The 21,237-nt window shown below is 67.0% G+C and carries 22 protein-coding genes; 2 read left to right on the top strand and 20 right to left on the bottom strand.

The window, feature by feature from the left end:
* Positions 1 to 8: 8 nt before the first annotated feature.
* From H162_RS0120110 to H162_RS0120100, 3 genes are read right to left on the bottom strand one after another with little or no spacing between them, the layout of a single operon-like run.
* Positions 9 to 1,502 (bottom strand): NAD-dependent succinate-semialdehyde dehydrogenase, encoded by a 1,494-nt coding sequence (locus tag H162_RS0120110; protein ID WP_020655294.1) that lies wholly within the window; start codon positions 1,500 to 1,502, stop codon positions 9 to 11.
* Between the two features lie 43 nt (positions 1,503 to 1,545).
* Positions 1,546 to 3,096 carry a UxaA family hydrolase gene (locus tag H162_RS0120105; RefSeq protein ID WP_026354878.1) on the bottom strand — a complete coding sequence of 517 codons (1,551 nt, stop codon included), beginning with the start codon at positions 3,094 to 3,096 and terminating at the stop codon, positions 1,546 to 1,548.
* 51 nt (positions 3,097 to 3,147) lie between these two features.
* Positions 3,148 to 4,158: a tripartite tricarboxylate transporter substrate binding protein gene (locus H162_RS0120100; RefSeq protein WP_020655292.1), complete on the bottom strand. Its 1,011-nt coding sequence runs from the start codon at positions 4,156 to 4,158 to the stop codon at positions 3,148 to 3,150.
* Positions 4,159 to 4,302: 144 nt separating this feature from the next.
* Between H162_RS0120100 and H162_RS0120095 the strand changes: the two genes are divergently transcribed.
* Complete coding sequence (locus H162_RS0120095; RefSeq protein ID WP_026354877.1) at positions 4,303 to 5,364, top strand: LacI family DNA-binding transcriptional regulator; 1,062 nt, start codon at positions 4,303 to 4,305, stop codon at positions 5,362 to 5,364.
* A gap of 5 nt (positions 5,365 to 5,369) precedes the next feature.
* Here the strand turns inward: H162_RS0120095 and H162_RS0120090 are convergent, their stop codons facing one another.
* The 7 genes from H162_RS0120090 to H162_RS0120060 all read right to left on the bottom strand — a co-directional run bounded on the left by H162_RS0120090 (position 5,370) and on the right by H162_RS0120060 (position 11,325).
* The gene (locus H162_RS0120090; RefSeq protein WP_020655290.1) at positions 5,370 to 6,482 is read right to left on the bottom strand and encodes an acyltransferase family protein; all 1,113 of its coding nucleotides are present in this window, start codon (positions 6,480 to 6,482) and stop codon (positions 5,370 to 5,372) included.
* 237 nt (positions 6,483 to 6,719) lie between these two features.
* Entirely contained in the window at positions 6,720 to 7,637 is a 918-nt protein-coding gene (locus tag H162_RS0120085; RefSeq protein ID WP_026354876.1) for an MBL fold metallo-hydrolase, read from the bottom strand.
* Between the two features lie 371 nt (positions 7,638 to 8,008).
* A complete protein-coding gene (locus tag H162_RS34190) occupies positions 8,009 to 8,179 on the bottom strand; it encodes a hypothetical protein (RefSeq protein WP_020655288.1) in 171 nt (56 codons plus the stop codon).
* A gap of 92 nt (positions 8,180 to 8,271) precedes the next feature.
* Entirely contained in the window at positions 8,272 to 9,123 is an 852-nt protein-coding gene (locus H162_RS0120075) for a 3-hydroxybutyryl-CoA dehydrogenase (RefSeq protein WP_020655287.1), read from the bottom strand.
* 20 nt (positions 9,124 to 9,143) lie between these two features.
* Positions 9,144 to 9,920 (bottom strand): enoyl-CoA hydratase, encoded by a 777-nt coding sequence (locus H162_RS0120070; RefSeq protein ID WP_020655286.1) that lies wholly within the window; start codon positions 9,918 to 9,920, stop codon positions 9,144 to 9,146.
* Positions 9,921 to 9,934: 14 nt separating this feature from the next.
* A complete protein-coding gene (locus tag H162_RS0120065) occupies positions 9,935 to 10,516 on the bottom strand; it encodes an HD domain-containing protein (RefSeq protein ID WP_020655285.1) in 582 nt (193 codons plus the stop codon).
* Between the two features lie 14 nt (positions 10,517 to 10,530).
* Positions 10,531 to 11,325, bottom strand: coding sequence for a class II aldolase/adducin family protein (locus H162_RS0120060; protein ID WP_020655284.1), 795 nt, complete (start codon positions 11,323 to 11,325; stop codon positions 10,531 to 10,533).
* Between the two features lie 46 nt (positions 11,326 to 11,371).
* Between H162_RS0120060 and H162_RS0120055 the strand changes: the two genes are divergently transcribed.
* Positions 11,372 to 12,097, top strand: coding sequence for a Crp/Fnr family transcriptional regulator (locus H162_RS0120055; protein WP_020655283.1), 726 nt, complete (start codon positions 11,372 to 11,374; stop codon positions 12,095 to 12,097).
* 147 nt (positions 12,098 to 12,244) lie between these two features.
* Here H162_RS0120055 and H162_RS0120050 read toward each other — a convergent pair whose 3' ends face one another.
* From H162_RS0120050 to H162_RS0120005, 10 genes are read right to left on the bottom strand one after another with little or no spacing between them, the layout of a single operon-like run.
* Complete coding sequence (locus H162_RS0120050; RefSeq protein WP_020655282.1) at positions 12,245 to 13,087, bottom strand: ThuA domain-containing protein; 843 nt, start codon at positions 13,085 to 13,087, stop codon at positions 12,245 to 12,247.
* Positions 13,084 to 13,845 carry a TetR/AcrR family transcriptional regulator gene (locus H162_RS32785; RefSeq protein ID WP_169444529.1) on the bottom strand — a complete coding sequence of 254 codons (762 nt, stop codon included), beginning with the start codon at positions 13,843 to 13,845 and terminating at the stop codon, positions 13,084 to 13,086. Before H162_RS32785 ends, H162_RS0120050 begins: the two co-directional genes overlap by 4 nt.
* Before the next feature lie 56 nt (positions 13,846 to 13,901).
* Positions 13,902 to 14,837 carry a DMT family transporter gene (locus H162_RS31370; RefSeq protein ID WP_020655280.1) on the bottom strand — a complete coding sequence of 312 codons (936 nt, stop codon included), beginning with the start codon at positions 14,835 to 14,837 and terminating at the stop codon, positions 13,902 to 13,904.
* Positions 14,837 to 15,742 (bottom strand): enoyl-CoA hydratase, encoded by a 906-nt coding sequence (locus tag H162_RS0120035; protein WP_020655279.1) that lies wholly within the window; start codon positions 15,740 to 15,742, stop codon positions 14,837 to 14,839. Before H162_RS0120035 ends, H162_RS31370 begins: the two co-directional genes overlap by 1 nt.
* 12 nt (positions 15,743 to 15,754) lie before the next feature.
* The gene (locus tag H162_RS0120030; RefSeq protein ID WP_020655278.1) at positions 15,755 to 16,525 is read right to left on the bottom strand and encodes an enoyl-CoA hydratase/isomerase family protein; all 771 of its coding nucleotides are present in this window, start codon (positions 16,523 to 16,525) and stop codon (positions 15,755 to 15,757) included.
* Between the two features lie 10 nt (positions 16,526 to 16,535).
* Positions 16,536 to 16,859 carry a 2Fe-2S iron-sulfur cluster-binding protein gene (locus H162_RS0120025; RefSeq protein ID WP_020655277.1) on the bottom strand — a complete coding sequence of 108 codons (324 nt, stop codon included), beginning with the start codon at positions 16,857 to 16,859 and terminating at the stop codon, positions 16,536 to 16,538.
* A 31-nt stretch (positions 16,860 to 16,890) separates the two neighbouring features.
* Positions 16,891 to 17,712, bottom strand: coding sequence for an SDR family oxidoreductase (locus H162_RS0120020; RefSeq protein ID WP_020655276.1), 822 nt, complete (start codon positions 17,710 to 17,712; stop codon positions 16,891 to 16,893).
* Positions 17,709 to 18,545, bottom strand: a complete 837-nt coding sequence (locus H162_RS0120015; protein WP_040787752.1) for an SDR family oxidoreductase — start codon at positions 18,543 to 18,545, stop codon at positions 17,709 to 17,711. Before H162_RS0120015 ends, H162_RS0120020 begins: the two co-directional genes overlap by 4 nt.
* Positions 18,546 to 18,549: 4 nt before the next feature.
* The gene (locus tag H162_RS0120010; protein ID WP_020655274.1) at positions 18,550 to 20,211 is read right to left on the bottom strand and encodes a dihydrolipoamide acetyltransferase family protein; all 1,662 of its coding nucleotides are present in this window, start codon (positions 20,209 to 20,211) and stop codon (positions 18,550 to 18,552) included.
* 10 nt (positions 20,212 to 20,221) lie between these two features.
* Complete coding sequence (locus H162_RS0120005; RefSeq protein WP_020655273.1) at positions 20,222 to 21,229, bottom strand: alpha-ketoacid dehydrogenase subunit beta; 1,008 nt, start codon at positions 21,227 to 21,229, stop codon at positions 20,222 to 20,224.
* Positions 21,230 to 21,237 lie beyond the last annotated feature (8 nt).

Here is a 21,237-nt window from a genome sequence, read left to right as displayed (position 1 = left end):
GTGTGGGTTTAAGCGGGTTGGCGCGCTGCGAGATTGCCGTGGCGGATGTACTTGATATTCAGGTACTCGTCCAGGCCGTAGCGCGAGCCTTCCCGGCCGTATCCGGATTCCTTGATCCCGCCGAACGGGGCGATCTCGGTCGAGAGTGCGCCATCGTTCACGGCGACCATGCCGGCTTCGATGGCTTCCGCGACCTGCCAGACCCGGTCGATGTCGCGTGAATAGAAGTAGGCGGCCAGTCCATAGGGCGTGTCGTTGGCCAGGGCGATGACTTCCTCGTCCGTGCTGAATGGCGTGACCGGCACCAGCGGCCCGAAGGTCTCCTCGCAGGACATGCGCATCGAGGCATCCACATCGGCCACGACGGTGGGCGTGAAGAAGTGCCCGTTCGGCGCCTCCGCGCAATGATGGCGGCCGCCGCCAACCACGATTTTCGCGCCGCGGCCGAGCGCATCCTGCAGGTGCGACTCCACCTTGTCCACGGCGCGCGCATTGATCAGGGGGCCGATCTCGGCGCCGCTGGTGGCCGGGCCGATCGTCAGGCTGCCGACCCTGGCGGCCAGCTTGTCGATGAATCGTTCGTAGACGCCCTGGTGCACGTAGACGCGGTTCGGGCAGATGCAGGTTTGTCCGGCATTGCGGAATTTCGCCACCATCAGCCCGGCGACGGCGGCGTCGAGGTCCGCATCCTCGAAGACGATGAACGGCGCATTGCCGCCGAGTTCCAGCGACAGGCGCTTCAGGGTATCGGCGCTCTGCCGCGCCAGGTGCTTGCCGACCGGCGTCGACCCGGTGAAGGAGATCTTGCGCACCCGGAAGTCCTCGAGCCAGGTGTCGGCCAGCCCCGCCGCGCGCTCGCGCGACGTGGTCAGGACATTGACCAGGCCGGCCGGCGCACCGGCTTCCTGCAACAGCGCCGCCATCGCCAGTGCGGTCAGCGGAGTGTCCTCGGCCGGCTTGCACACGACCGCGCAGCCCGCTGCGATCGCAGGAGCGATCTTGCGTGCAAGCATGGCCATCGGGAAGTTCCAGGGCGTGATGGCCGCGACCACCCCGACCGGTTGCTTGATGACCAGCAAGCGATGATTCGCATGCTGCTCCGGGATGATGTCGCCGCCGCCGCGCTTGGCTTCCTCGGCGAACCAGCTGATGTACGAAGCGCCATACGCCACTTCGGTGCGGCTCTCGGCCAGCGGCTTGCCCTGCTCGAGCGACATCAGGCGCGCCAGGTCTTCCGCATTGGCGAGCACCAGCGCATGCCAGCGCATCAGCAGCGCGGCCCGGTCGCGGGCCACGGTATGGCGGAACAGCCCGAACGCGCGCTGCGCCGCGTCCACGGCGGCGCGGCCATCCTCGGCGCTGCAGTCCGGCACCTGGCCGATCGTGTCACCGGTGGCGGGATTGATGACTTCCAGGCGGCGGCCGTCGGATGCGGCCACCCAGGCGCCGTCGAGGAGCGACTCGCTGCGGATCAGGTCGGTACGGTTCAGTGTCAGGTTCATGGCGAGAGTAGGAATCGAAAATGGTGTAATCGGAAAATCGGGATCAGCTGACGACGCCCAGGTGCCAGGGCACGAATTCGTTATCCCCCAGTCCCAGCAGTTCGCTCTTGGTGCGCTGCCCCGATGCACTGCGCAGGATGTGCTCGAAGATTTGCTGCCCCATTTCCTCGATCGTCACGCCGCCGTCGATGACCTGGCCACAATTGATGTCCATGTCACCCTCGAGACGCTTGTACATCGGCGAATTGCTGGCCAGCTTGATGGTCGGCGCGGGCTTGGAGCCGAACATCGAACCGCGTCCGGTGGTAAAGCAGATCAGGTTGGCGCCGCTCGCGATCTGGCCGGTTGCGGCCACCGGATCGTAGCCGGGCGAATCCATGAAGACGAAGCCGCTCTTGTCGATCGGTTCCGCATACTCGTAGACCGCCTGCAGGGGCGTGGTGCCGGCCTTCATGGCGGAACCCAGGGATTTCTCGAAGATATTGGCGAGACCGCCCTGCTGGTTGCCATGGCCGACCACCCCATTGAACTGCGCATTCTGGCCTTTGGTGTATTCCTTCCACCATTCGAGGCGGTCGAGCAGTTTCTGCCCGACTTCCGGCGTGACGGCGCGGCGGGTCAGCATGTTTTCCACGCCGTGGATTTCCGGCGTCTCGGACAGGATCGCGGTGCCGCCATGGCGCACCAGGATGTCCATCGCCGCCCCGAGCGCCGGATTGGCCGTGATGCCCGAGAAGCCATCCGAGCCGCCGCATTCCAGGCCCACCTTGATATGGCTGGCCGACACGCGCTGGCGTTGAATCGCGTTCGCGGCCGGCAGCATTTCCTTCACCGCTGCAATGCCGGCCTCGATCGTCTGCTGCGTGCCGCCCACTTCCTGCATGACCATCGCGCGCATCCGGGTTCCCTCGATGAGGCCCTGCGACGTGACCAGGTCGGCGACCTGGTTGCGCTCGCAGCCGAGACCGACGATGAGGGCGCCCGCAAGGTTGGGATGACGGACATAGCCCGCGATCGTACGGCGCAGCACATCGAAGTGATAGCTCGGCGACGACATGCCGCAGCCGCTGGTCTGCGCAAAGGCGACGACCCCGTCGACATTCGGGTAGTCGGCCAGGCGCTCCTCGGTGAACCAGTCGGCGATCTTCCTGATGGCGGTTGCCGAACAGTTCACGGACGAGAAAATGCCGATGAAATTGCGGGTGCCCACCCGTCCATCGGGACGGACGATGCCCATGAAGGTCGCGCGTTCTTCCTCCGGCACATACTTCACCGGTTTCACATCCAGGCCAAAGCCGGGATCGCGCTCGAACTCGACGAACTCGATGTTGTGCGAGTGCACGTGCTCGCCGGCCTCGATGGTGCGGGCCGCCAGTCCGATCACGGTGTCGTACTTGCGAATCGGTTCGCCACGCTCGATGCGCCGCGCCGCCACCTTATGGCCGGCGGGGACTTGCGCGCGCATGCGGACGATGCCGCCCCCGATCTCGATCTGCTGGCCCAGGCTCAGGACTTCCTTCGCGATGAAGATGTTGTCGGCCTCGTTCAACCGGATCAGCGGTCTTGAAAAATCCTTGTCTGTCACTGATTGCATCATGCTTCCTTGGGGATGTGGGGTCCTGGGCTAGGCGGGAATGCGCCTGCATCAACCGTTCTTGATTTGTTCCTTGAGATTCAGCTTGTCGATCAGGCGCTTGTCCCGGATGTATTGCGAGAGGACGTATTTGCGGTAGTCCTCGCCATTCAGGTACATCAGCGGGGTGTCGATCTTGTCGCAGGCTTCCTTGAATTGCGGGCTCATCACCGCCTTGTGGAAGACCTCGCTCAGCTTCGCGACGATGTGCGGGGGCAGGCCGGCAGGCGCGCCGATGCCGTTCGGCGCATCGACCACCACGTCGTAGCCCGCATTCTTCAGGGTGGGAGAATTCTTGAAGCGCGCCGGACGTTCCGCGCCCCAGGTGGCCAGCAGGCGCAGTTTGCCTTGCTCGACATGCGGCGCCCACGAGCTGGAGTCCGCCAGGACATCGACCATGCCGGCCAGGGTATCCATCAGGGCCGGCGAGCCGCCCTTGTAAGGAATATGATTCATCTTGATCCCTGCGGCGAGGCAAAACTCTTCCATGCCGACGTGGGTCGCACCGGCGATGCCCGCCGTGGCGTAGCTGATCTTTCCGGGGTTCGCCTTCGCCGCCGCGACCAGGTCGGCCAGGGTCTTATAGGGCGAATCGGGGCGCACCACCATCCCGAAGGTCTGGCCCGAAGTGCGTGCGATGAACGTGAAATTCTTCAGCGGATCGAAGCTCACCGTGCCGAGCTGGGAAAAACGCGTGATCGAGATCGGCAGCTGGCCGATCGTGTAGCCATCCGGTTGCGCGATGGCGATCGCGCGCGCGCCGATCATGCCGGAGGCGCCGGCGCGGTTCTCGAAGACGATCGGCTGGCCCAGCAGCTGGGCCGCCACGCGGGTGAGCACGCGCATGGTGGCGTCGGCGGTGCCGCCGGCCGGCCAGGGGCAGATGAAGGTGATCGGGCGGGTCGGATAGGCGCCCTGCGCCAGGGCCGGGGTGATGGACAGGCCGGTGGCGGCGATGCCTGCGACACCCGCGCCGGCCTGCAGCATCAGGCGGCGCTTGGGATTCATGGAACGATCGGTCATGGTTGTCTCCTACCATCAAGAAAAAGGTTGGCGTACCGCGGCTTGGGGCCGTCTTCGCATGTTAGCGGTTAATGTAACCGGTAACATAGTAAGCCGAATGCGCGATAATTGCTACAATCGTGGTTCAAAAAAGTGAAAATTCTTGTGAGCAATAATTTGAGTGACGAAACGGCAGAAACTCCCCGCGCGGCGTCCCGGCGGGCCCGGCCCAATACAGGCCGGGTCACGATCACGTCCCTGGCAAAACTGGTGGGCGTGACCAAGGTGACCATTTCGCGGGCGCTCAATACGCCGCACCTGGTCTCTCCCGACACCTTGCGGCGGGTGCAGGAAGCGGTGCGCGAGACGGGCTATATCCCGAATCTTGCCGCCGGCTCGCTGGCGTCGAACCGCAGCCGCCTGGTGGTCGCGCTGGTGCCGAGCGTCTCCGGATCGGTGTTCCAGGAGACGACCGAGGCGATCACCCTGGCCTTGCGCCAGCGCGGCTACCAGTTGCTCGTCGGCCAGGTCGGCTACGACGAATCGAGCGAAGAGGTCCTCATCGAGGAAATCCTGGGCCGGCGTCCGGCCGGCATCGTGCTGACTGGGGTGGTTCACTCGCAGAATGTGCGCCAGCGCCTGGTCGCTTCGGATATTCCGATCGTCGAAACCTGGGACCTCACCGCCTCCCCGATCGACATGCTCGCCGGCTTTTCGCACGAACAGGTGGGCAGGCAGGCGGCGGAATTCCTGTACCAGCGCGGCGCCCGCCGCCCTGCGGTGATCACCCCCGACGACAAGCGCGCCATGAAACGCGCGAATGTATTTTGCGAAGCAATGCGCGGGATGCTGGGCAAGGACGCGATTGCGCTGCGCGCGGTCAAGGCGCCCACCCATCTCGGCGACGGGCGCCACGCGCTGGCCAGCCTGCTGGAGACGGACCCGGATATCGATGCGGTGTTCTGCGCCGCCGACAGCCTGGCGCTCGGGGTATTGATCGAGGCGCGGGCGACAGGGATGGCGGTGCCCGGACGCCTGCGTGTGCTGGGCTACGGCGACCTGGAGTTTGCCAAGGATACCGACCCGCCGCTGACGACGCTGCGCATCGACGGCACGCGCATCGGCAAGCTGGCTGCCCATATGCTGATCGAGCGGATCGAGGGCCGCGACGTGGAGCAGCCGATCGTGGACGTCGGCTTCCAGCTGATGATCAGGAGCAGCGCCTAGTCCCCTCAGCCCCGCAGCGCCCTGCCCTCGAATGCGGGAGGACGTCCCGGGACGGCTCGATGGGAAGGCGCCAGCACGCGTCCCAGCGGCACTTCCACCCACCGGAAGAATGCGGCCCCGGCCACCAGGCTGGCGGCCCACGCGGCCAGCATGCCGAGGGCCTGCGCATGCGGCTGCTCCGGGACAAAGCGCGCGAAGGCTGCGTTCACGACCAGGCACACGGGGAAGTGAACCAGGAAGACTGAAAAAGAGATCTTTCCCGCGCTATCGATCAGCGACAGCGCGCGGCCGCCACCGGACATCAGCCGGGCCCGGCCGAACAGGAACAGGACGCAGGCGACGGCCAGGGCCACGGCGATGCGGCTGCGGTAGGCCAGCGCCAGGGCAAGCAGGGTCGGCAGCAGCAGCATGGCCAGCAACAGCGCTGCGCGGCCGGGCCGGCGGCCCGGCTCGCTCGCCCACCATGCGAGGACGCCCAGTCCATAGCTGCCGAAGAAATACGGCGCCCACACATCCCAGTCGGCATCCCGGTTGAACACCAGCAGCGAGGCGCTCACGCCCGCCACCACAAGGGCAGGCATCAGCCAGGCCTGCGGCCGCTGGCCCGCAAGACGGCCGGACAGCCAGGCCAGCAGGACCATGAGCGCGTACAGCTGGAAATCGATCGCCACGTACCAGGCGCCGGCCGACAGGGATTCGACCCCCAGTACGCTGTGCAGCAGCAGCATGTGCGCCCACAGCTGGCGCAGGGTGGGCGGGGCCGAGATCGAATCGTGCGTCATCCACGCACTCGCCCAGGCGGATGCGATGACCGCCAGCAGCATCGCGGCGATGAACGGCGGCGCCAGCTTGATATAGCGCCGCCAGATGGCCTGGAATGGATTGCCTGTTCCGGGAAGGCCCTGGGGCGCCAGCGATTTCGCCGCCAGGAAGCCGCCGATGACGAGGAAGACTTGCACGGCGATGCGTGCGTCCTCGTAGAGCCAGTCGATGAGCGACGGCATGATGGACCGCGCATGGTCGGCCATGGGGCCGTAGAACGCCAGGTGATGCAGGACGATCAGCTGCGCCGCGCCGGCCTTCAACACATTAATCAGGACAAACTGCTTCTCTTCCAATGCTTTTGTTACCACGCGCTACCAACCTTGCTTCAACGGTGCTGCACCCGGCTTTCATGAGGCAGAAGTGCGGTGATACTGCCGGGCGGCGCCATCATAGCTGAGCAGGATAACTTCAGTCCACGCGATACAGCTCAGAAATAAATGTTGCAGCGCCAATCCTTCACATGCCTGAACCAGAGCGTGGACCCGTTCACGCATGAGCGCGCGCCCTGGTTCGGTCAAGCCAACAGGCGCTCAGTATTCCCAGAAGGCCGGTACCCATCGAAACTGCTTGCCGTCGACTCCCACCCGGCCGACCGATGGAAACGGCATGTGCGTGGCCACCAGCAGCCCGCGGTTCGCCGCCAGTTCCTGCATCATGCCGACCCGGACACGGGCCGCCTCGTCGGGGTAATGTTCGAAGCCGTTGTGCCAGTCGGGGTGCTCGAAGCCGACCTGGAACATGGTGTCGCCGGCGAAGGTCAGCCGCTCGCCGCCCGACGCCAGGTAGACCACGCTGTGCCCGGGGGTGTGGCCGCCCGTGCGACGGACCAGCACCCCGGGCGCCACCTCATGCTCCTCGTCGAACATCCGCAGATGCTTGTGGTACTCGTTCAGGAAGCGCGTGGCGGTGGCCCGGAGCCTGTCCGGGACCGCCGACGGCATGGAAGTCCGGGAGAAATCGGGCGCCGTCCAGAACTTCACTTCAGAGGCGGCCACATGGATCCGCAGGTCCGGACGCAGCCGTTCCTTCACCCCGTCGGCAAGCAGCCCGCCGACATGGTCCATGTGCATGTGGGTCAGCACCACGTCGGTCACGGACGCAAGGTCGATGCCGGCGGCCTCCAGTCGCCGCGGCAACTGCCCGGCCCGCGGGAAGCCCGGGAACTCTTCTCCCAGTCCAGCGTCAATGAGTATGTAGCGGTCGCCGCTACGCACCACAAGCACGTTCAGCGCCCAGCCGATGGCGTCATGCGGCAGGAACATCTGGTCCAGCCAGGTCGCCAGGTCGTCCGATGCGGCATTGGTGGCGATCGTCACGGGCGGGATAGTGAGCACCCCATCGCTCACCACCAGCACGTCGATCTCGCCGACCCGCAGCGCGTAGCGCGACGGGACCAGCTCGTCGCGCCCCGGCCCAACGGGGCGCAAGGTGTTGTCTAGAGAAAGCATGATGAAATCTCCAAAGGGACGGCCCGCTTGCACGGGCCAGACCAGTCGGGCGACTGGCAGCAGCTTGCTGATTTGCTCCCAGCAATCCTGAGGAAGGCGACACCCAGGGTCGCCGGGGCCGGCTCACGGCAGAAGGCCGCATGTCGTCATCGTAGATAGCAAGGGCGCGAGGCGATAGGCCTCCAAACGGGCTCACAGTGTTGCCCGATACGCAGCAAACAGCAATATGCAGGAGGAGAGAGCCCGCAGGCCGCGCACAGAAGGCTCAGCGGGTAGTGGCGCAGGCTTGGTGGACAACTGCCTTGTTGCGGCGGTGTCATCGTCAGGAAGAACGGTCGCTCGTGGCGACCGTTCTTCGCCAACGGCAGGTATTAATGTCGGAACGCGTGCTGGAAGCGGCTCATGTCGACAGTGGGCGGATGGCCGTTTCCCCACTGGACGACCGGCTGGGCCGGACTGGGGCTGGATTCCGAGAGCAGGATGCCGGCCACGGAGGCGCCCAACAGAAGACCGGCGCCAAGGACGTATTTCAAAATAATCATGTTCGTCTCCAAAACAGGATGTCATTTGCCCGAGTGGTCTATGCCTGCCCACTTCTTCTTGAATAGCAGGGGCGTTGCCGCCCCTTGGCCGTTCAGCTGTAGCGATAAAAACCTTGCCCGCTCTTGCGCCCGAATCGTCCTGCATCGACCATCTCGCGCAGCAAGGGCGCGGGCCGGTACTTCGGATCGTTAAAGCCGCCATAGAAGGTTTCCAGTACCGACAGCAGCGTGTCCAGGCCGATCATGTCGGCCAGGGCCAGCGGGCCGAGCGGGTGGCCGCACCCCAGCTTCATGCCCTCGTCGATCTCTTCGGCCGTCGCCAGCCCTTCCTGCAGCACGAAGATCGCCTCGTTGATCATCGGGCACAGGATGCGGTTGACGGCAAAGCCCGGACTGTTCTTCACCGAGATCGGGCTCTTGCCGATGATCTCGGCCAGCGCCCGGGCGCGCCCGTGGGTCTGGTCGGAGGTCTGCAGGCCGCGGATCAGCTCGACCAGCGCCATGACCGGCACCGGATTAAAGAAATGCATGCCGATGAAGCGGTCGGGATGCTTGCTGGCCGAGGCCAGGCGCGTGATCGAAATCGACGAAGTGTTGGTCGCGATCACGGCGTCGGGCCGCAGCACGGCGTCCACCTGCTTCAGGATCGCCAGCTTGAGCGCTTCGTTCTCGGTCGCGGCCTCGATCACGATGTCGCAGTCGGCCAGGTCGGCATAACTGGTGGTGCCGCGGATCCGCGCCAGCGCCGCCGAGCGGGCGGCTTCGCTGATGCGGCCCTTGCTCACCGAGCGGGACAAGGTGGCGCCGATCGAGCTGATTCCGCGGTCGATCGCGGCCTCGGACACGTCCACCATCACCACCTCGCGTTCGGCCAGCGCGCAGACCTGCACGATGCCGCTGCCCATGATGCCGGCGCCGATGACGCCGATCTTCCTGCATTCCATCACTGTCTCCAATCGGTTGTTCAAGAGTGGGTGAACTCGGGCTTGCGCTTGGCCAGGAAGGCGGCCATGCCCTCCTTCTGGTCGCGGGTCGCGAACAGCGCGTGGAAGCTCTTGCGTTCGTACTGCAAGCCCTCGCTCAAGGGGGTTTCGTAGGCGCGGTTCAGGGCTTCCTTGGCGGCGATCACGCTCGGCAGCGACATCCCGGCAATCAGCGCCGCACTGGCCAGCGCTTCTTCCTCGAGCCGCTCGAGCGGCACCACGCGCGCCACCAGGCCGCAGCGCTCGGCCTCGTGCGCGTCCATCATGCGGCCGGTGAGGACCATCTCCATCGCCTTGGCCTTCGAGACCGCGCGCGGCAGGCGCTGGGTGCCGCCGGCGCCGGGAATGATCCCGAGCTTGATCTCCGGCTGGCCGAAGCGCGCATTCTCGGCGGCGATGACGAAGTCGCACATCATCGCCAGCTCGCAGCCGCCGCCCAGGGCGAAGCCGGCGACGGCCCCGATCACGGGCTTGCGCACGCGCAGGATGGTTTCCCAGTTGCGTGTGATGAAGCTGGTGCGCACCGCTTCCGGGAAATTCATGTCCTGGATCGCCTCGACGTCGGCGCCGGCGGCGAACGCCCTGCTCCCGCCGGTGAGGACCAGGCAGCCGATGCCCTCGTCGCGGTCGAACTCGAGCAGCGCCGCCCCGAGCGCGTCCATCAGGGCGTCGTTGAGGGCATTCAGGTTGTCCGGCCGGTTCAGCTGGACGATGCCGACGCGGCCGCTGCGGCGCGTCAGGATGACGGGTTCTTGCATATTGTTCTTTCTGGTCAATAAGCCAGTTCGCCATCGGCGCGCTGGTACAGCGAACGCTTCGGGGCGGCGAACACGCGGCGCAGCATGGGTTCGAAGAATGCGAGCGGCAGGGTCTCGCCCGCCGGATCGAAGGCCGGTCCATCGTAGAGCGCGCAGAATTCCACCGTGCGCCGGTAGTACGGATGGTCCTTGAACTGGTCGCGCAGGTTGCGGTCCAGGCCCAGGTGGTGGAAGAAGTAGAAGCCCTGGAAGATGGCGTGCTTCTCGATCATCCAGTGGTTCGCCTCGCTGACGAAGGGCTGCAGCATGACCGCCGCGTAGTCGGCATGGTTGTAGGGACCGAGGGCGTCGCCGATGTCGTGCAGCAGCGCGCACACCACGTATTCCTCATCCTCGCCGGCGCGGTGGGCGCGGGTCGCGGTTTGCAGGCAGTGTGTCAGGCGGTCGACCGGGAAGCCGCCGTAATCGCCTTCCATCTGCCGCAACTGGTCCAGGATGCGGTCCGGCAGCGCGGCGGCGAACGGCGCGAAATGGCCGGTGATGCCGGCCCAGTCCTCGGCGCTGGCATTGCCGATATTGGTGAACGTGGTCCCCATGGCGGCTCTTCCGTTCACAGGCGGAAGCCCGGATCGGCCCGGTCCAGGCGGCGCAGCAGGGCCGGCCACGGCACCCCGCCGTCCAGATGCTTGCGGTTGCCGCGCATCGCGCGGTTCATCTCGACCGTCATCTCCACGGTGTTCGATTCGATCTCGGGCGCGATGTGATTCAGCTCGGCGCCGCAGCTTTGCGCCTTGACCTGGACCTCGCAGGCGCGCTGCAGGAAGTACATCATCAGGAAGGTGTCGGCGATGGTCTCGCCGGCCGTCAGCAGGCCGTGGTTGGGCAGGATCAGGTAGGACTTGTCGCCGATATCCTGCTGCAGGCGGGCCTTTTCCCCGGGGTTCAGCGCCACGCCTTCGAACGGGTGGTATGCTAGACTGGCCCGTATGAAGATGGCCTGCTGCGATAGCGGCAACAGGCCACCCTTCTGCATCGACACCGCGATCCCTTCGGCCGTATGCGTGTGCAGCACGCAGCCGACATCATGGCGCACCGAATGGATCGCGCTGTGGATGATGAAGCCGGCCGGGTTGATCTCGTAGGGGCTGTCGAGCAGCTTGTTGCCCGCCAGGTCGACCTTCACCAGGTTCGAGGCGGTGATCTCGTCGAACATCAGGCCATACGGATTGATCAGGAACTCCTCTGTGCCCGGCACCTTTGCGGAGATATGCGTATAGATCAGGTCTTCCCAGCCATACCGCGAAATCAGGCGGTAGCATGCCGCCAGGTCGACGCGGGTTTGCCACTCGGCGTCCGAGACCCGCTGGCGAACCTCGGAGTGAATGAAAGAATCGGCGCTGCTCATGGGTTGTCTCCCGGGTTGTCATTTGTCTGATCGAGTATAGAGAGCGATGAATTTCCTGAATGTCAAAGAGGCGACAATCCCCGCCGAATTCGACCGCCGCGCTTTCCTGTTGCGCAATCCGCTGTTCCGGGCCATGCCGGCCGATGCCATCGACGCCTTGTGCGCGATGGCCCATGTCCGCCGCCTGCCCGACCGCGCGCGCCTGCACGACAAGGGCGACCGTCCGGACGGACTGTACGCCGTCATCGACGGCTGCATCCGCGCCACCGGCTCGACGCCGGACGGGCGCGAAGCGCTGCTGGCCCTGATGGAACCGGGTGTCTGGTTCGGAGAGTCGTCGTTGCTGGAGGATGCGCCGCGCGCCTACTGCGCCGATGCCCAGGGCGACTGCACCCTGCTGGTGATCCCGCGCGCCCAGCTGTTCGCGCTGCTCGATGCGCGGCCGGAGCTGTACCGCTGCTTCGTGCCGCTGCTGTGCCAGCGCATCCGCATGTCGACCCAGCTCCTCGAGAGCAATGCCCTTCTCTCCCTGGAAGGCAAGCTGGCACGGCGCCTGGTACTGCTCTACCAGAATGCGCTGCAGGGCAGCGGCGAGCGGCCGCGCCGGACCTTGCCGGTGTCGCAGGAAAACCTGAGCCAGATGATCGGCACCAGCCGCCAGAGCATCAACAAGATGCTGAAGGAATGGGAAGCGCTGGGCATCGTGGAGCGCCACTACGGCAGCATCACCGTGCTCGATCCCGCTGCGCTGGAGCGCCTGGCCGAGACCTAGGGTGGGCGGCTCGGACATCAGGGGAATTAGTCCAGTGGACTAATTCCCGGACTGATGTCCCCCACGCGGTGATCGTTGGCAGCAAGATCGTCGAGCCCGGCATCGGAGCCGTCAACCATCGCCGCGTGGGCGGCCAAGCCGCCCACCCTACGACTGCCGCGGGTCCGACGAGCAGGCCCAGTCGATGGCGTTGGCCAGCATCCTGCGGAACGAAGGATGGCGATAGGCCGAGGGGCCGTCGCCGCACTGGAGATAGACGATCGGGCTGTTGCGGTAGTGCCTGATCCAGCCGACCAGGTTGCTGCCGGGCGGGTGCTCCCAGCCTTCGTTGCAGTGCATCTGCCCTGCCAGGGCCAGGCGCGCGGAATGGAAGTTCTCTTGCGTGAACTGGAAATCGCTGCGGAACAGCGGCGTCACCTCGTCTTCGCATACCTGGAACAGGTACAACTCGTCGGTGAGCGTGAAGGGATCGATGCCCTCGGTGACGGGATGGCGCGCCACCGGCGAGACCGTGTGGGTCACCTCCATGCGATAGCCGGAATCCGGCTGCGGCACGCCGCGGCACGCCATCGGCTGGTACAGGAACCGGGCGCCCACGATCTCGGCCCATAGCGGCCAGGCCGGCCAGGAAGCGCAGGCGTGGTGCAGGATCACCAGCGGCACGCCCTCGTCGAGCATCGCCAGCAGGCCTTGCTGGTATTCCAGGGGCGGCGCATGGAACACCGGCACCCCGTCGCCGCCACGGCGGAATTCGATGCCGGGCATGTCGTACAGCACGTAGCAGCCGAACCGGCGCGCGCACTGCGGCGTGAACAGCAGCTGGGCGGCCGGATGCTCGACCGCCGACCATGCGATCGCAGGATTATCCTCGAACACCGCATAGAACTCGTCACGCGCGAAGGCGTGGCCGCGCGTGACCACCAGCACCTCATGGCGCCCTCCCGGCGGCGCGAAGAAGGTCTCGCCACCACGCCCGGCGCGCCCGCTCATTCCTTCTTGCGCGTGCGCGGCGCGCTCCTGGCGGCGGCACGCGGCCGCTTGGTCGAGGCGCTGGCGGCCGATTCCTTGAAGGCCTCGATCCGCTCTTCATCCGGGAAGCGCAGCTCGCCGACGCGGATCTTGCGGATCATGTCGGCGGTGAAGGTCAGCAGCGCCCACTCGTTATCGCTGTCGCGCCACAGTTCCCGGCTCATGGTCAGTCCTTCGAGGATGGAGCGCAGGAGGCGGCGCGTGAGATCGAGCTTGTGCATGTCGTTGCGCCACTCGGGGAACACCTTCAGCAGTTCTTCCTTCCACACCAGGTCGTGGTGGCGCGCGCGCGGCAGGAAGATCGTGCGCAGCTCCTTGTTGGTGCGCGACGCAACGCGCATCTCCAGGTAAACCTGCATCTCCCGGCTCTGGCACTGCTGCCAGTCGATCGCGACCGCGCTGTTGCGGTCCATGCGGTCTTCCTCGCTCAGCGCACGCACGGTCTGGCTGAAGGTCGTCATGTGCTTGTAGAACGCATAATCGATCACGGCCACCATCAGGTCCTGGCTGGTCGGATAATGGTGCAGCAAGGCCCCGCGCGAAATGTTCGCCTGCTTGCAGATCAGGTTATGCGAGGTGTTCGCGTAGCCATGCTCCGCGAGGCAATCGAGCGCCGCCTCGAGGATCGCTTCGCGGGTTTTCGCGCTCTTGGTTTCCTGCGGGCTGTCCGGCCGCGGGGACAGCCCATCGGGTGCAAGCTCGAGGATCGCGGATGACATTTCGCTGCTCATAAACTATTGGCTTTCTTTCATTCTTCGTTATTGACACACGGATGCTACATCTTCGAGAGCCGCGCGGTGCGTTCGAAACGCGCGGAACTCAGGATCGTCCCCATCAAAACCAAAATCATCCCGAAAAAGTGCCACTCGGTCAATTTTTCATTTAACAGAACGGCGCCGAAACCGACGCCCATCACCGGCACCCAGGACATGTAGATGGCGGCGCGGCCCATGCCCATCGCCGCCACCCCGCGCGCCCAGGCAATGCCCCCCAGCGCGGTCACGATGGCGCCGGAGAACAGGATCACGCCCCAATCCCACCAGCCAAGCAGCCGCACGGCGGCCAGCGGCGCGGGCAGCGCCACCAGCGCGTGCGCCAGCAGCGCGACCGTCCCCACCGAATACAGGAAGGTATTGATGGCGACCGCGCCGGTATCGCGCGACAGCCGCTGCAGCACCAGCACGCCGCCGGCGAAGGCCAGCATCGAGGCCGCCACCATCAGGTCGCCGAGAGAGGCGCCGGAAAAGCGCGTTCCCTCCCGGTTCAGCACCACCATCAGGACGCCGGCCACCGCCAGCAGCGCGCCGCCGACGAAGGCGGCCGACAGGCGCTTGCGGAACACCCAGGCCTCCAGCACCCCGTTCAGCAGGGGATTCAGCGCCAGGATCAGCGCCGCGTTGCCGGCCGTGGTGCGCTCCATGGCGGCAGCGAACAGCATCTGGTTCGCATACACCATCAGCAGCGCGCAGCCCAGCGCCATGGCCAGCATGCGCCCGCGCCAGCGCGGGAAGGACTGGCGCGCCGCCAGCAGCAGCGGCACCAGGACCAGGACGGCGCTCAGCATGCGCAGCGCCGCGACCAGCCGTACGTCGGTGACGCCGGTCAGCCACTTCACGGCGCTGACGTTCAGCGCCCACGCGGCCATCGTGACCATCAGGCCGAGATGGATGCCGAGCGGGACCTTCGCGCTGTCGGGCGCCGGCGCCGTCATCACCCCTCCTGCCGGCGATTGGCCGCGGCCATGCTGCGTGCATCGAAGCCGCCGACGCGGTCGCCCGAGATCAGCTCGCTGTGGCTGTGCGCGAACTGGTGCCAGGCGAAGGCAGCCTCCATCGCGTTGCGCTTGCCCTGCAATTCCTCGACATGGTTGACCGCCTGCTTGGCCAGCGCCAGCGCCATGCGCGGCTGAGCGGCGACCTTGGCGGCCAGCGCATAAGTGGCGCTTTCCAGTTCGTCGCGCGCGACCACGCGGTTGACCATGCCCATCTGCCATGCGCGTTCGGCGCTCATGCGATCGCCCGTGAACAGGAATTCCTTGGCGATGCGCGGATTGAGCTCGTACGGATGGGCGAAGTATTCGACGCCGGGTATCCCCATGCGCACCACTGGGTCCTGGAAGAAGGCGTCGTCGCTGGCGACGATCAGGTCGCATACCCAGGCCAGCATCAGGCCGCCCGCGATGCAGGCGCCCTGCACCATTGCGACGGTCGGCTTGGGCAGGTCGCGCCAGCGACGGCACATGTTCAGGTAAACCTCCTGCTCGCGTGCGTACATGAATTCGCCGCCCGGCTTGTTGGTGTGGTCCCACCACAGGTTGACCCGCTCGAAGGGCTTGTTGACGTCGCGGCCCGGCGTGCCGATGTCGTGGCCGGCGCAGAAGTGCTTGCCCTCGCCGCGCAGCACGATGACCTTGACGGCGTCGTCGTCGACTGCGCGCCGGAAAGCCGCATCGAGCGCGTAGGTCATCTGCGAGTTCTGGGCGTTATTGTACTGCGGGCGGTTGAGGGTGATCGTGGCGATGCCGTCGGCGCTGGCATAGCGCACCGGCTCGTCGGTCTCGTACACGGAACGGTCCTCGCGCCCGGCCAGGCCTTCCTCGTTCTTGGTCACTGACATGGTGTCTCCCGTCTAACGGCGCGCACGGGCGCGGCGTGCATAAAAATCGTCGATCGCGGCGGCGAACTGCGGCCGCACCGCGCAATCGAGGAAGGCGGCATGCTCGGCGTCGAGCTGGGCGTGCAGGGGCTGCAACGAGGAAGCGCGCAGCAGGCGCTTGAGGTGGGCCAGCGCATGCGGCTCGCGCCGCGCCAGCGCCTGCGCCAGCGCTTCGGTCTCCGCGGCCAGGTCGGCGCCGTCGACCACCCGGTTCACCAGGCCCAGGCGCTGCGCCTCGGCCGCGTCGAAGGTCTCGCCCAGCATGGCGATTTCCATCGCCTTGCGCAGGCCGACCAGCCGCGGCAGCGACCAGGACATGCCGCCGTCGCAGCTGGTGCCGATGTCGCTGTAGGCGAAGCTGAAACGCGTACCGCTGGCCGCGATCGCCAGGTCGGCGCCGAGCACCAGGCTCATGCCGGCGCCGGCTGCGGCGCCGTGCACGCTGGCCAGCACCGGCTTCGGCATGGCCGCCAGCAGCGCGGCCGCCCGGTGCACCGGCGGAATCAGGCTGTTGACCGTGTCGGCCGGTGCGGCGCGCAGCGCCTGCAGGTCGCCGCCGGCCATGAAGGCCTTGCCGCTGCCGCTCAGGATCACGACCCGCACGTCGGCATCCGCGGCGACCCGCTCGCAGGCATCCACCAGCGCCTCGGCCAGTTCGACGTTCAGGGCATTCAGCACGTCGGGACGGTTGAAGCGCAGGCTGGCCACGTGGCCGTTCAATTCGAGGGACAGGCAGGAACGCATCGCATTCTCCTTATTGTTGGTCCGGTACCTGGAACACCAGCCGGCCATCGAGTTCCGGCGTGATCTTGATCTGGCAGCTCAGGCGGCTGTTCGGACGGCGCTCGGCGGCCACGGCGTCGAGCAGCTCGTCTTCCAGCTCGCCCGGCGGCGGCAGGAGGTCGATGCACGAGGGATCGACATACACGTGGCAGGTGGCGCAGGCGCAGGAACCGCCGCATTCGGCGACGATGCCGCGCACCCCGCCCTGCACCGCTGCGCTCATGGCGCTGGCGTTCTTCAGGACATTCACTTCCCTGCGCTCGCCTTCCGGCGAAATGAATATTGCAACTGGCATGGCGACTCCTGGATCGTGTTATCTATCTTGTTCATTGAAACTGTGCGGGCAGCTTGCCGAGGAAGCCCGCTTCACGGCTGTGGAACAGTGCCGATGCCGAGTTCCCTGCGGTCGAGAGGCCCGAATCGACCACCACCGTGTGCGCACTGACATGGCGCGCGGCGTCGCTCGCCAGGTACAGCAGGGTTTCGGCGATTTCCAGCGGCTGGGCGGCGCTGCCGAGCGGCGACTTGGCCGCGGCGCGCTCGGTCGATGCGGCGCGGTCGCCGTACACCTGGTCGACCAGGGGCGTGACGACCAGGTCGGGCGCGACCGCATTCACGCGGATGTTGTAATGCGCCAGTTCCGAGGCTGCCCCGCGGGTGATCGCGATGACTCCGGCCTTGGCCACGCTGTACACCTGCGGGCCGACCCCGCCCACCACGCCCGCCAGGCTGGACAGGGACAGGATGCTGCCGCCGCCGCCCTGGTCGCGCATCTGGCGGCCCGCATGCTTGATGCCATAGAAGACGCTGTCGAGCAGCACGGCCAGCGTGCGGTCCCAGTCCTTCGCATCGGTGTCGAGGATGGAACCGATCACGCCGATCATGCCGGCATTGTTGATCATGCAATCGAGGCGGCCATGGCGCGCGACGCTGTAGCGCACGGCGGCTTCCACCTGCGCTTCCACGCTCACGTCGGCGGCGGCGAAACCGGCGTCCAGCTCGGCGGCCAGGCGCTGCCCGGCCTCGGCATTGATATCCGACAGCACGACGTGTGCACCTTCGGCCGCGAACAGGCGCGCGGTATGGGCGCCGATGCCGCTGGCGGCGCCGGTGATGAGTACGACCTTGCCTTGCAGTCGTCCGTTCATGGGTGTTCTCCTTGGCCGGATGGGCCGATGAAGCTCATCGGACGGTCGCGCAGCACGCTCGCGCCCGAAGCGAAGCCGCCGGCAGTGACGCCGGAATCGACGACCAGGGTGTGGGCGGTGACGTGGGCCGCCGCATCGCTGGCCAGGTACAGCAGGGCCGCCGCGATCTCGTCCGGCATCAGGGGCGAGCCGAGCGGCGACACCTGGGTGGCGCCCTGGATCGCGGCTTCGCGGCCGCCGCGGATCCCTTCCACCAGCGGCGTCACCGTCGTGCCGGGAGCCACCGCGTTGACGCGGATGCCGTATTGCGACAGCTCGGAGGCGGCCGAGCGGGTCAGCCCGATCACGGCGTGCTTGGCCGCCGTGTAGGCATGCGGACCGAGTCCGCCCATGACGCCAGCAATGCTCGACAGCGAGAGGATCACGCCGCTGCGCCGCTCGCGCATCCGGCGCGCCGCGTGCTTGATGCCGAAGAAGACGCTGTCCAGCAAAATCGCCTGGGTCGCGTGCCAGGCCCTGGCGTCGGTCTCCATGATGGACCCGACCGCGCCGACCACGCCGGCGTTGTTGATCATGCAATCGATGCGGCCGTGCTGCCGCACCGTGTGCAGCACCGCGGCCTCCACCTGCTCTTCGCGGCTGACGTCGGCGGCGATGAAGCTTGCGCCCAGCCGCGCCGCCAGGGCTGCGCCGCGCTCCTGGTCGATATCGGCCAGCACCAGGCGCGCGCCCTCGGCGTGGAACAGCAGTGCCGCCGCTTCCCCGATCCCGCTGGCGGCGCCGGTCACCAGCACCACCTTGTCCTGCATCCGTCCTGTGGTTTGTGCGTTCATGTGCTTATCCCAGGAGTGCGTAAGGACGATCGACCCACTTGCGCAGCGCCGCCAGGAAGGCGGCGCCGACCGCGCCGTCGATCACGCGGTGGTCGCAGGACAGCGTCACCGACATCAGCGAGCGGAATTCCACGCCGCCCTGCGCCCCTTCGCAGGCTTCGCGGCGCGCGCTGCCCACCGCCAGGATGGCGCCCTGCGGCGGATTGATCACGGCGTCGAACTGGCGGATCCCGAACATGCCGAGGTTCGACACGGTGAAGCTGCCGCCGCTGAGCTGCTCGCGGGTCAGGCGGCGTCCACGCGCCCGTTCGGCCAGGTCGGCGATCTCGTCGGCGATGGCGAATACGCCCTTGCGCTCGGCGTCGCGGATCACCGGCGTCACCAGGCCGCCCTCGAGCGCCACCGCCAGGCACAGGTGCACGCCGCGGAACTGCTTGATGCCGGCGTCGGTGAAGTGCACATTCGCGGCCGGCACGTCGCGCAGCGCCAGCGCCACGGCGCGCATCAGGAAATCGTTGATCGACAGCTTGCGCCGGCCTTCGTTCTGGGCGTTGATGGCCTGGCGCAGCGCCATCAGGGCGTCCAGCTGGAGGTCGACCGTCAGGTAGAAGTGCGGGATGGTCTGCTTGGACTGGGTCAGGCTGGCCGCGATCGCCTTGCGCATGGCGGTCAGCGGGATCAGCTCGAAATCCTCTTCCTGCTGCGCGGGCGCCTCCGGCTGCTGCGCATTCCTGATCGATTCCAGCACGTCGCCCTTCAGCACCAGGTTGCGCGGCCCGGTGCCCGTGACCTGCTCCAGGTCAAGGCCATGGTCGAGCGCCAGCTTGCGCGCGGCGGGACCGGCGCGCTTCGCGCTGCCATCCGCGACGGCGGTGGCGACCTGCGCCGGTCCGGCCGCACGCGGCCGCAGGGCGTCGAGGTCGGCCACCGAGATACGGCCGCCGCGCCCGGTGCCGGTCAGCGCCGACAGGTCGATCGCACGCCGGTTCGCCAGGCGCCGCGCCACCGGCGAGGCGTGTACTCCGGCGTTACGCTCGGCCAGATGCCGCGGCAGCGGCGGCGGCAGGCTGGCCTGTTTCAGCTCGGCGGCCGGCGCCAGCGCGAATGCGTCCTCCAGCGAGACCCGGCCGTTGCGGCCGCTGCCGCTCGCCTGGCTCAGGTCGATCCCGGCGCGGTTGGCATGGCGCCGTGCGACCGGGCTGGCATTCACGGCCGCATTGGCGGCGATCAGGCGGACCAGCTCCTCGCCGCTCGGCGGCGCTGCAGCGGATACGGGTGCGGGTGCTTCGGACACCACGGAGGCTGGCGTCGGTTCGGCGCTGGCCGGCGCGACCGGTGCGACCGGTGCGACCGGCGCGGCAGTTCCACCGATGCCGGCGGCAGCCAGGAAGGCATCGATCTCGGCCTCGCTTACCTCAGGATCGGCAGTGACGCCCAGCAGTCCGCCGACCGCCACCGTGTCGCCGACCTGGCCCACCAGGCGGCGCACCACGCCGGGCATCGGTCCCATCGCGTCCATCGTGCTGACGATCTTCGAGGTTTCGATGTCGACCAGCTCGGTGCCCTTCTCGATCGTCGATCCGGGCGCGATATGCCAGGCGGCGATCGTCCCCTCGGTCATTTCCAGCCCCCACTGGGGCATGTTGATGCGGTGGATATTGGCCATGGCAAACTCCTCAGTGCGCCAGCGCCGAACGGATGCCCTGCTCGACGCGCGCGGCGTCCGGCAGCCAGGCCGCTTCCAGCTCGCGTGCGAACGGGATCGGGCTGTGCGGCGGCGTGACCGTCACCACCGGCGCGCGCAGGCTGGCGAACCCCCGGCGCGCCACCAGGGCCGCGATATCGGCCGCCAGGCCGCAGCGCGGCGTGCCTTCGTCGACCACGATCAGGCGGCCGGTCTCGCGCACGCTTTCCAGGATCAGTTCCTCGTCCAGCGGCGAGGTGGTGCGCGGGTCGATCAGGTCGCAGCGGATGCCCTCGGCCGCCAGCTTGTCGACGGCTCCCTGCGCGATCTTGACCATCTGGCCGCTGGCCACCACGGTCGCGTGCTCGCCTTCGCGCACCAGCACCCCCTCGCCGAACGGGATCGCGTAGTCGCCGTCCGGCACCTCGCAGGCATCGTTGTAGAGCATCTTGTGCTCCATGAAGATCACCGGATCGTTGTCGCGGATCGCCTGCAGCAGCAGCCCCTTGGCGTCATAGGCATTCGACGGCACCACCACCTTCAGGCCCGGGATCGAGGACAGCAGGCCGTGCAGGCTCTGCGAGTGCTGGGCCGCGGCGCTGCGGCCCGCGCCCATGGTCATGCGGATCACCAGCGGCGCATTCGCGCCGTTGAACATGTACCGGAACTTGGCCGCCTGGTTCAGGATCTGGTCGAAGCACACCCCGACGAAATCGCAGAACATGATTTCCGCGACCGGGCGCAGCCCGGCCAGGGCAGCGCCGTTGGCCGCGCCGATGATGGCCGACTCGCTGATCGGCGTATCGATCACGCGCAGCTCGCCGAACTTGGTGTACAGCCCCTTGGTCAGTCCGAACACGCCGCCCGCCACATCGCGCTGGCCCGAGGTGCCGCCGGCGCCGCCGGCCACGTCCTCGCCGATCACGATGACCGACGGATCGCGCTCCATCTCGAGGTGCAGCGCGTCGTTGATCGCTTCCCGCATCGTCTTCTTGCTCATGTCTCCGG

Origin of the sequence: Massilia niastensis DSM 21313 (assembly GCF_000382345.1) — a bacterium.
GTDB classification, from domain to species: domain Bacteria; phylum Pseudomonadota; class Gammaproteobacteria; order Burkholderiales; family Burkholderiaceae_D; genus Telluria; species Telluria niastensis.
The sequence above is the reverse complement of the archived record's forward strand: the minus strand, read 5'-3'. Positions and strand labels throughout refer to the sequence as shown.

Bases quoted from the DNA above. Each gene is read 5' to 3' on its own strand.
- H162_RS0120110 (WP_020655294.1), bottom strand. From the start codon at position 1,502: ATGAACCTGACACTGAACCGTACCGACCTGATCCGCAGCGAGTCGCTC.
- H162_RS0120105 (WP_026354878.1), bottom strand. From the start codon at position 3,096: ATGCAATCAGTGACAGACAAGGATTTTTCAAGACCGCTGATCCGGTTG.
- H162_RS0120100 (WP_020655292.1), bottom strand. From the start codon at position 4,158: ATGACCGATCGTTCCATGAATCCCAAGCGCCGCCTGATGCTGCAGGCC.
- H162_RS0120085 (WP_026354876.1), bottom strand. From the start codon at position 7,637: ATGCTTTCTCTAGACAACACCTTGCGCCCCGTTGGGCCGGGGCGCGAC.
- H162_RS34190 (WP_020655288.1), bottom strand. From the start codon at position 8,179: ATGATTATTTTGAAATACGTCCTTGGCGCCGGTCTTCTGTTGGGCGCC.
- H162_RS0120075 (WP_020655287.1), bottom strand. From the start codon at position 9,123: ATGGAATGCAGGAAGATCGGCGTCATCGGCGCCGGCATCATGGGCAGC.
- H162_RS0120070 (WP_020655286.1), bottom strand. From the start codon at position 9,920: ATGCAAGAACCCGTCATCCTGACGCGCCGCAGCGGCCGCGTCGGCATC.
- H162_RS0120065 (WP_020655285.1), bottom strand. From the start codon at position 10,516: ATGGGGACCACGTTCACCAATATCGGCAATGCCAGCGCCGAGGACTGG.
- H162_RS0120060 (WP_020655284.1), bottom strand. From the start codon at position 11,325: ATGAGCAGCGCCGATTCTTTCATTCACTCCGAGGTTCGCCAGCGGGTC.
- H162_RS0120055 (WP_020655283.1), top strand. From the start codon at position 11,372: ATGAATTTCCTGAATGTCAAAGAGGCGACAATCCCCGCCGAATTCGAC.
- H162_RS0120050 (WP_020655282.1), bottom strand. From the start codon at position 13,087: ATGAGCGGGCGCGCCGGGCGTGGTGGCGAGACCTTCTTCGCGCCGCCG.
- H162_RS32785 (WP_169444529.1), bottom strand. From the start codon at position 13,845: ATGTCATCCGCGATCCTCGAGCTTGCACCCGATGGGCTGTCCCCGCGG.
- H162_RS31370 (WP_020655280.1), bottom strand. From the start codon at position 14,837: ATGACGGCGCCGGCGCCCGACAGCGCGAAGGTCCCGCTCGGCATCCAT.
- H162_RS0120035 (WP_020655279.1), bottom strand. From the start codon at position 15,742: ATGTCAGTGACCAAGAACGAGGAAGGCCTGGCCGGGCGCGAGGACCGT.
- H162_RS0120030 (WP_020655278.1), bottom strand. From the start codon at position 16,525: ATGCGTTCCTGCCTGTCCCTCGAATTGAACGGCCACGTGGCCAGCCTG.
- H162_RS0120025 (WP_020655277.1), bottom strand. From the start codon at position 16,859: ATGCCAGTTGCAATATTCATTTCGCCGGAAGGCGAGCGCAGGGAAGTG.
- H162_RS0120020 (WP_020655276.1), bottom strand. From the start codon at position 17,712: ATGAACGGACGACTGCAAGGCAAGGTCGTACTCATCACCGGCGCCGCC.
- H162_RS0120015 (WP_040787752.1), bottom strand. From the start codon at position 18,545: ATGAACGCACAAACCACAGGACGGATGCAGGACAAGGTGGTGCTGGTG.
- H162_RS0120010 (WP_020655274.1), bottom strand. From the start codon at position 20,211: ATGGCCAATATCCACCGCATCAACATGCCCCAGTGGGGGCTGGAAATG.
- H162_RS0120005 (WP_020655273.1), bottom strand. From the start codon at position 21,229: ATGAGCAAGAAGACGATGCGGGAAGCGATCAACGACGCGCTGCACCTC.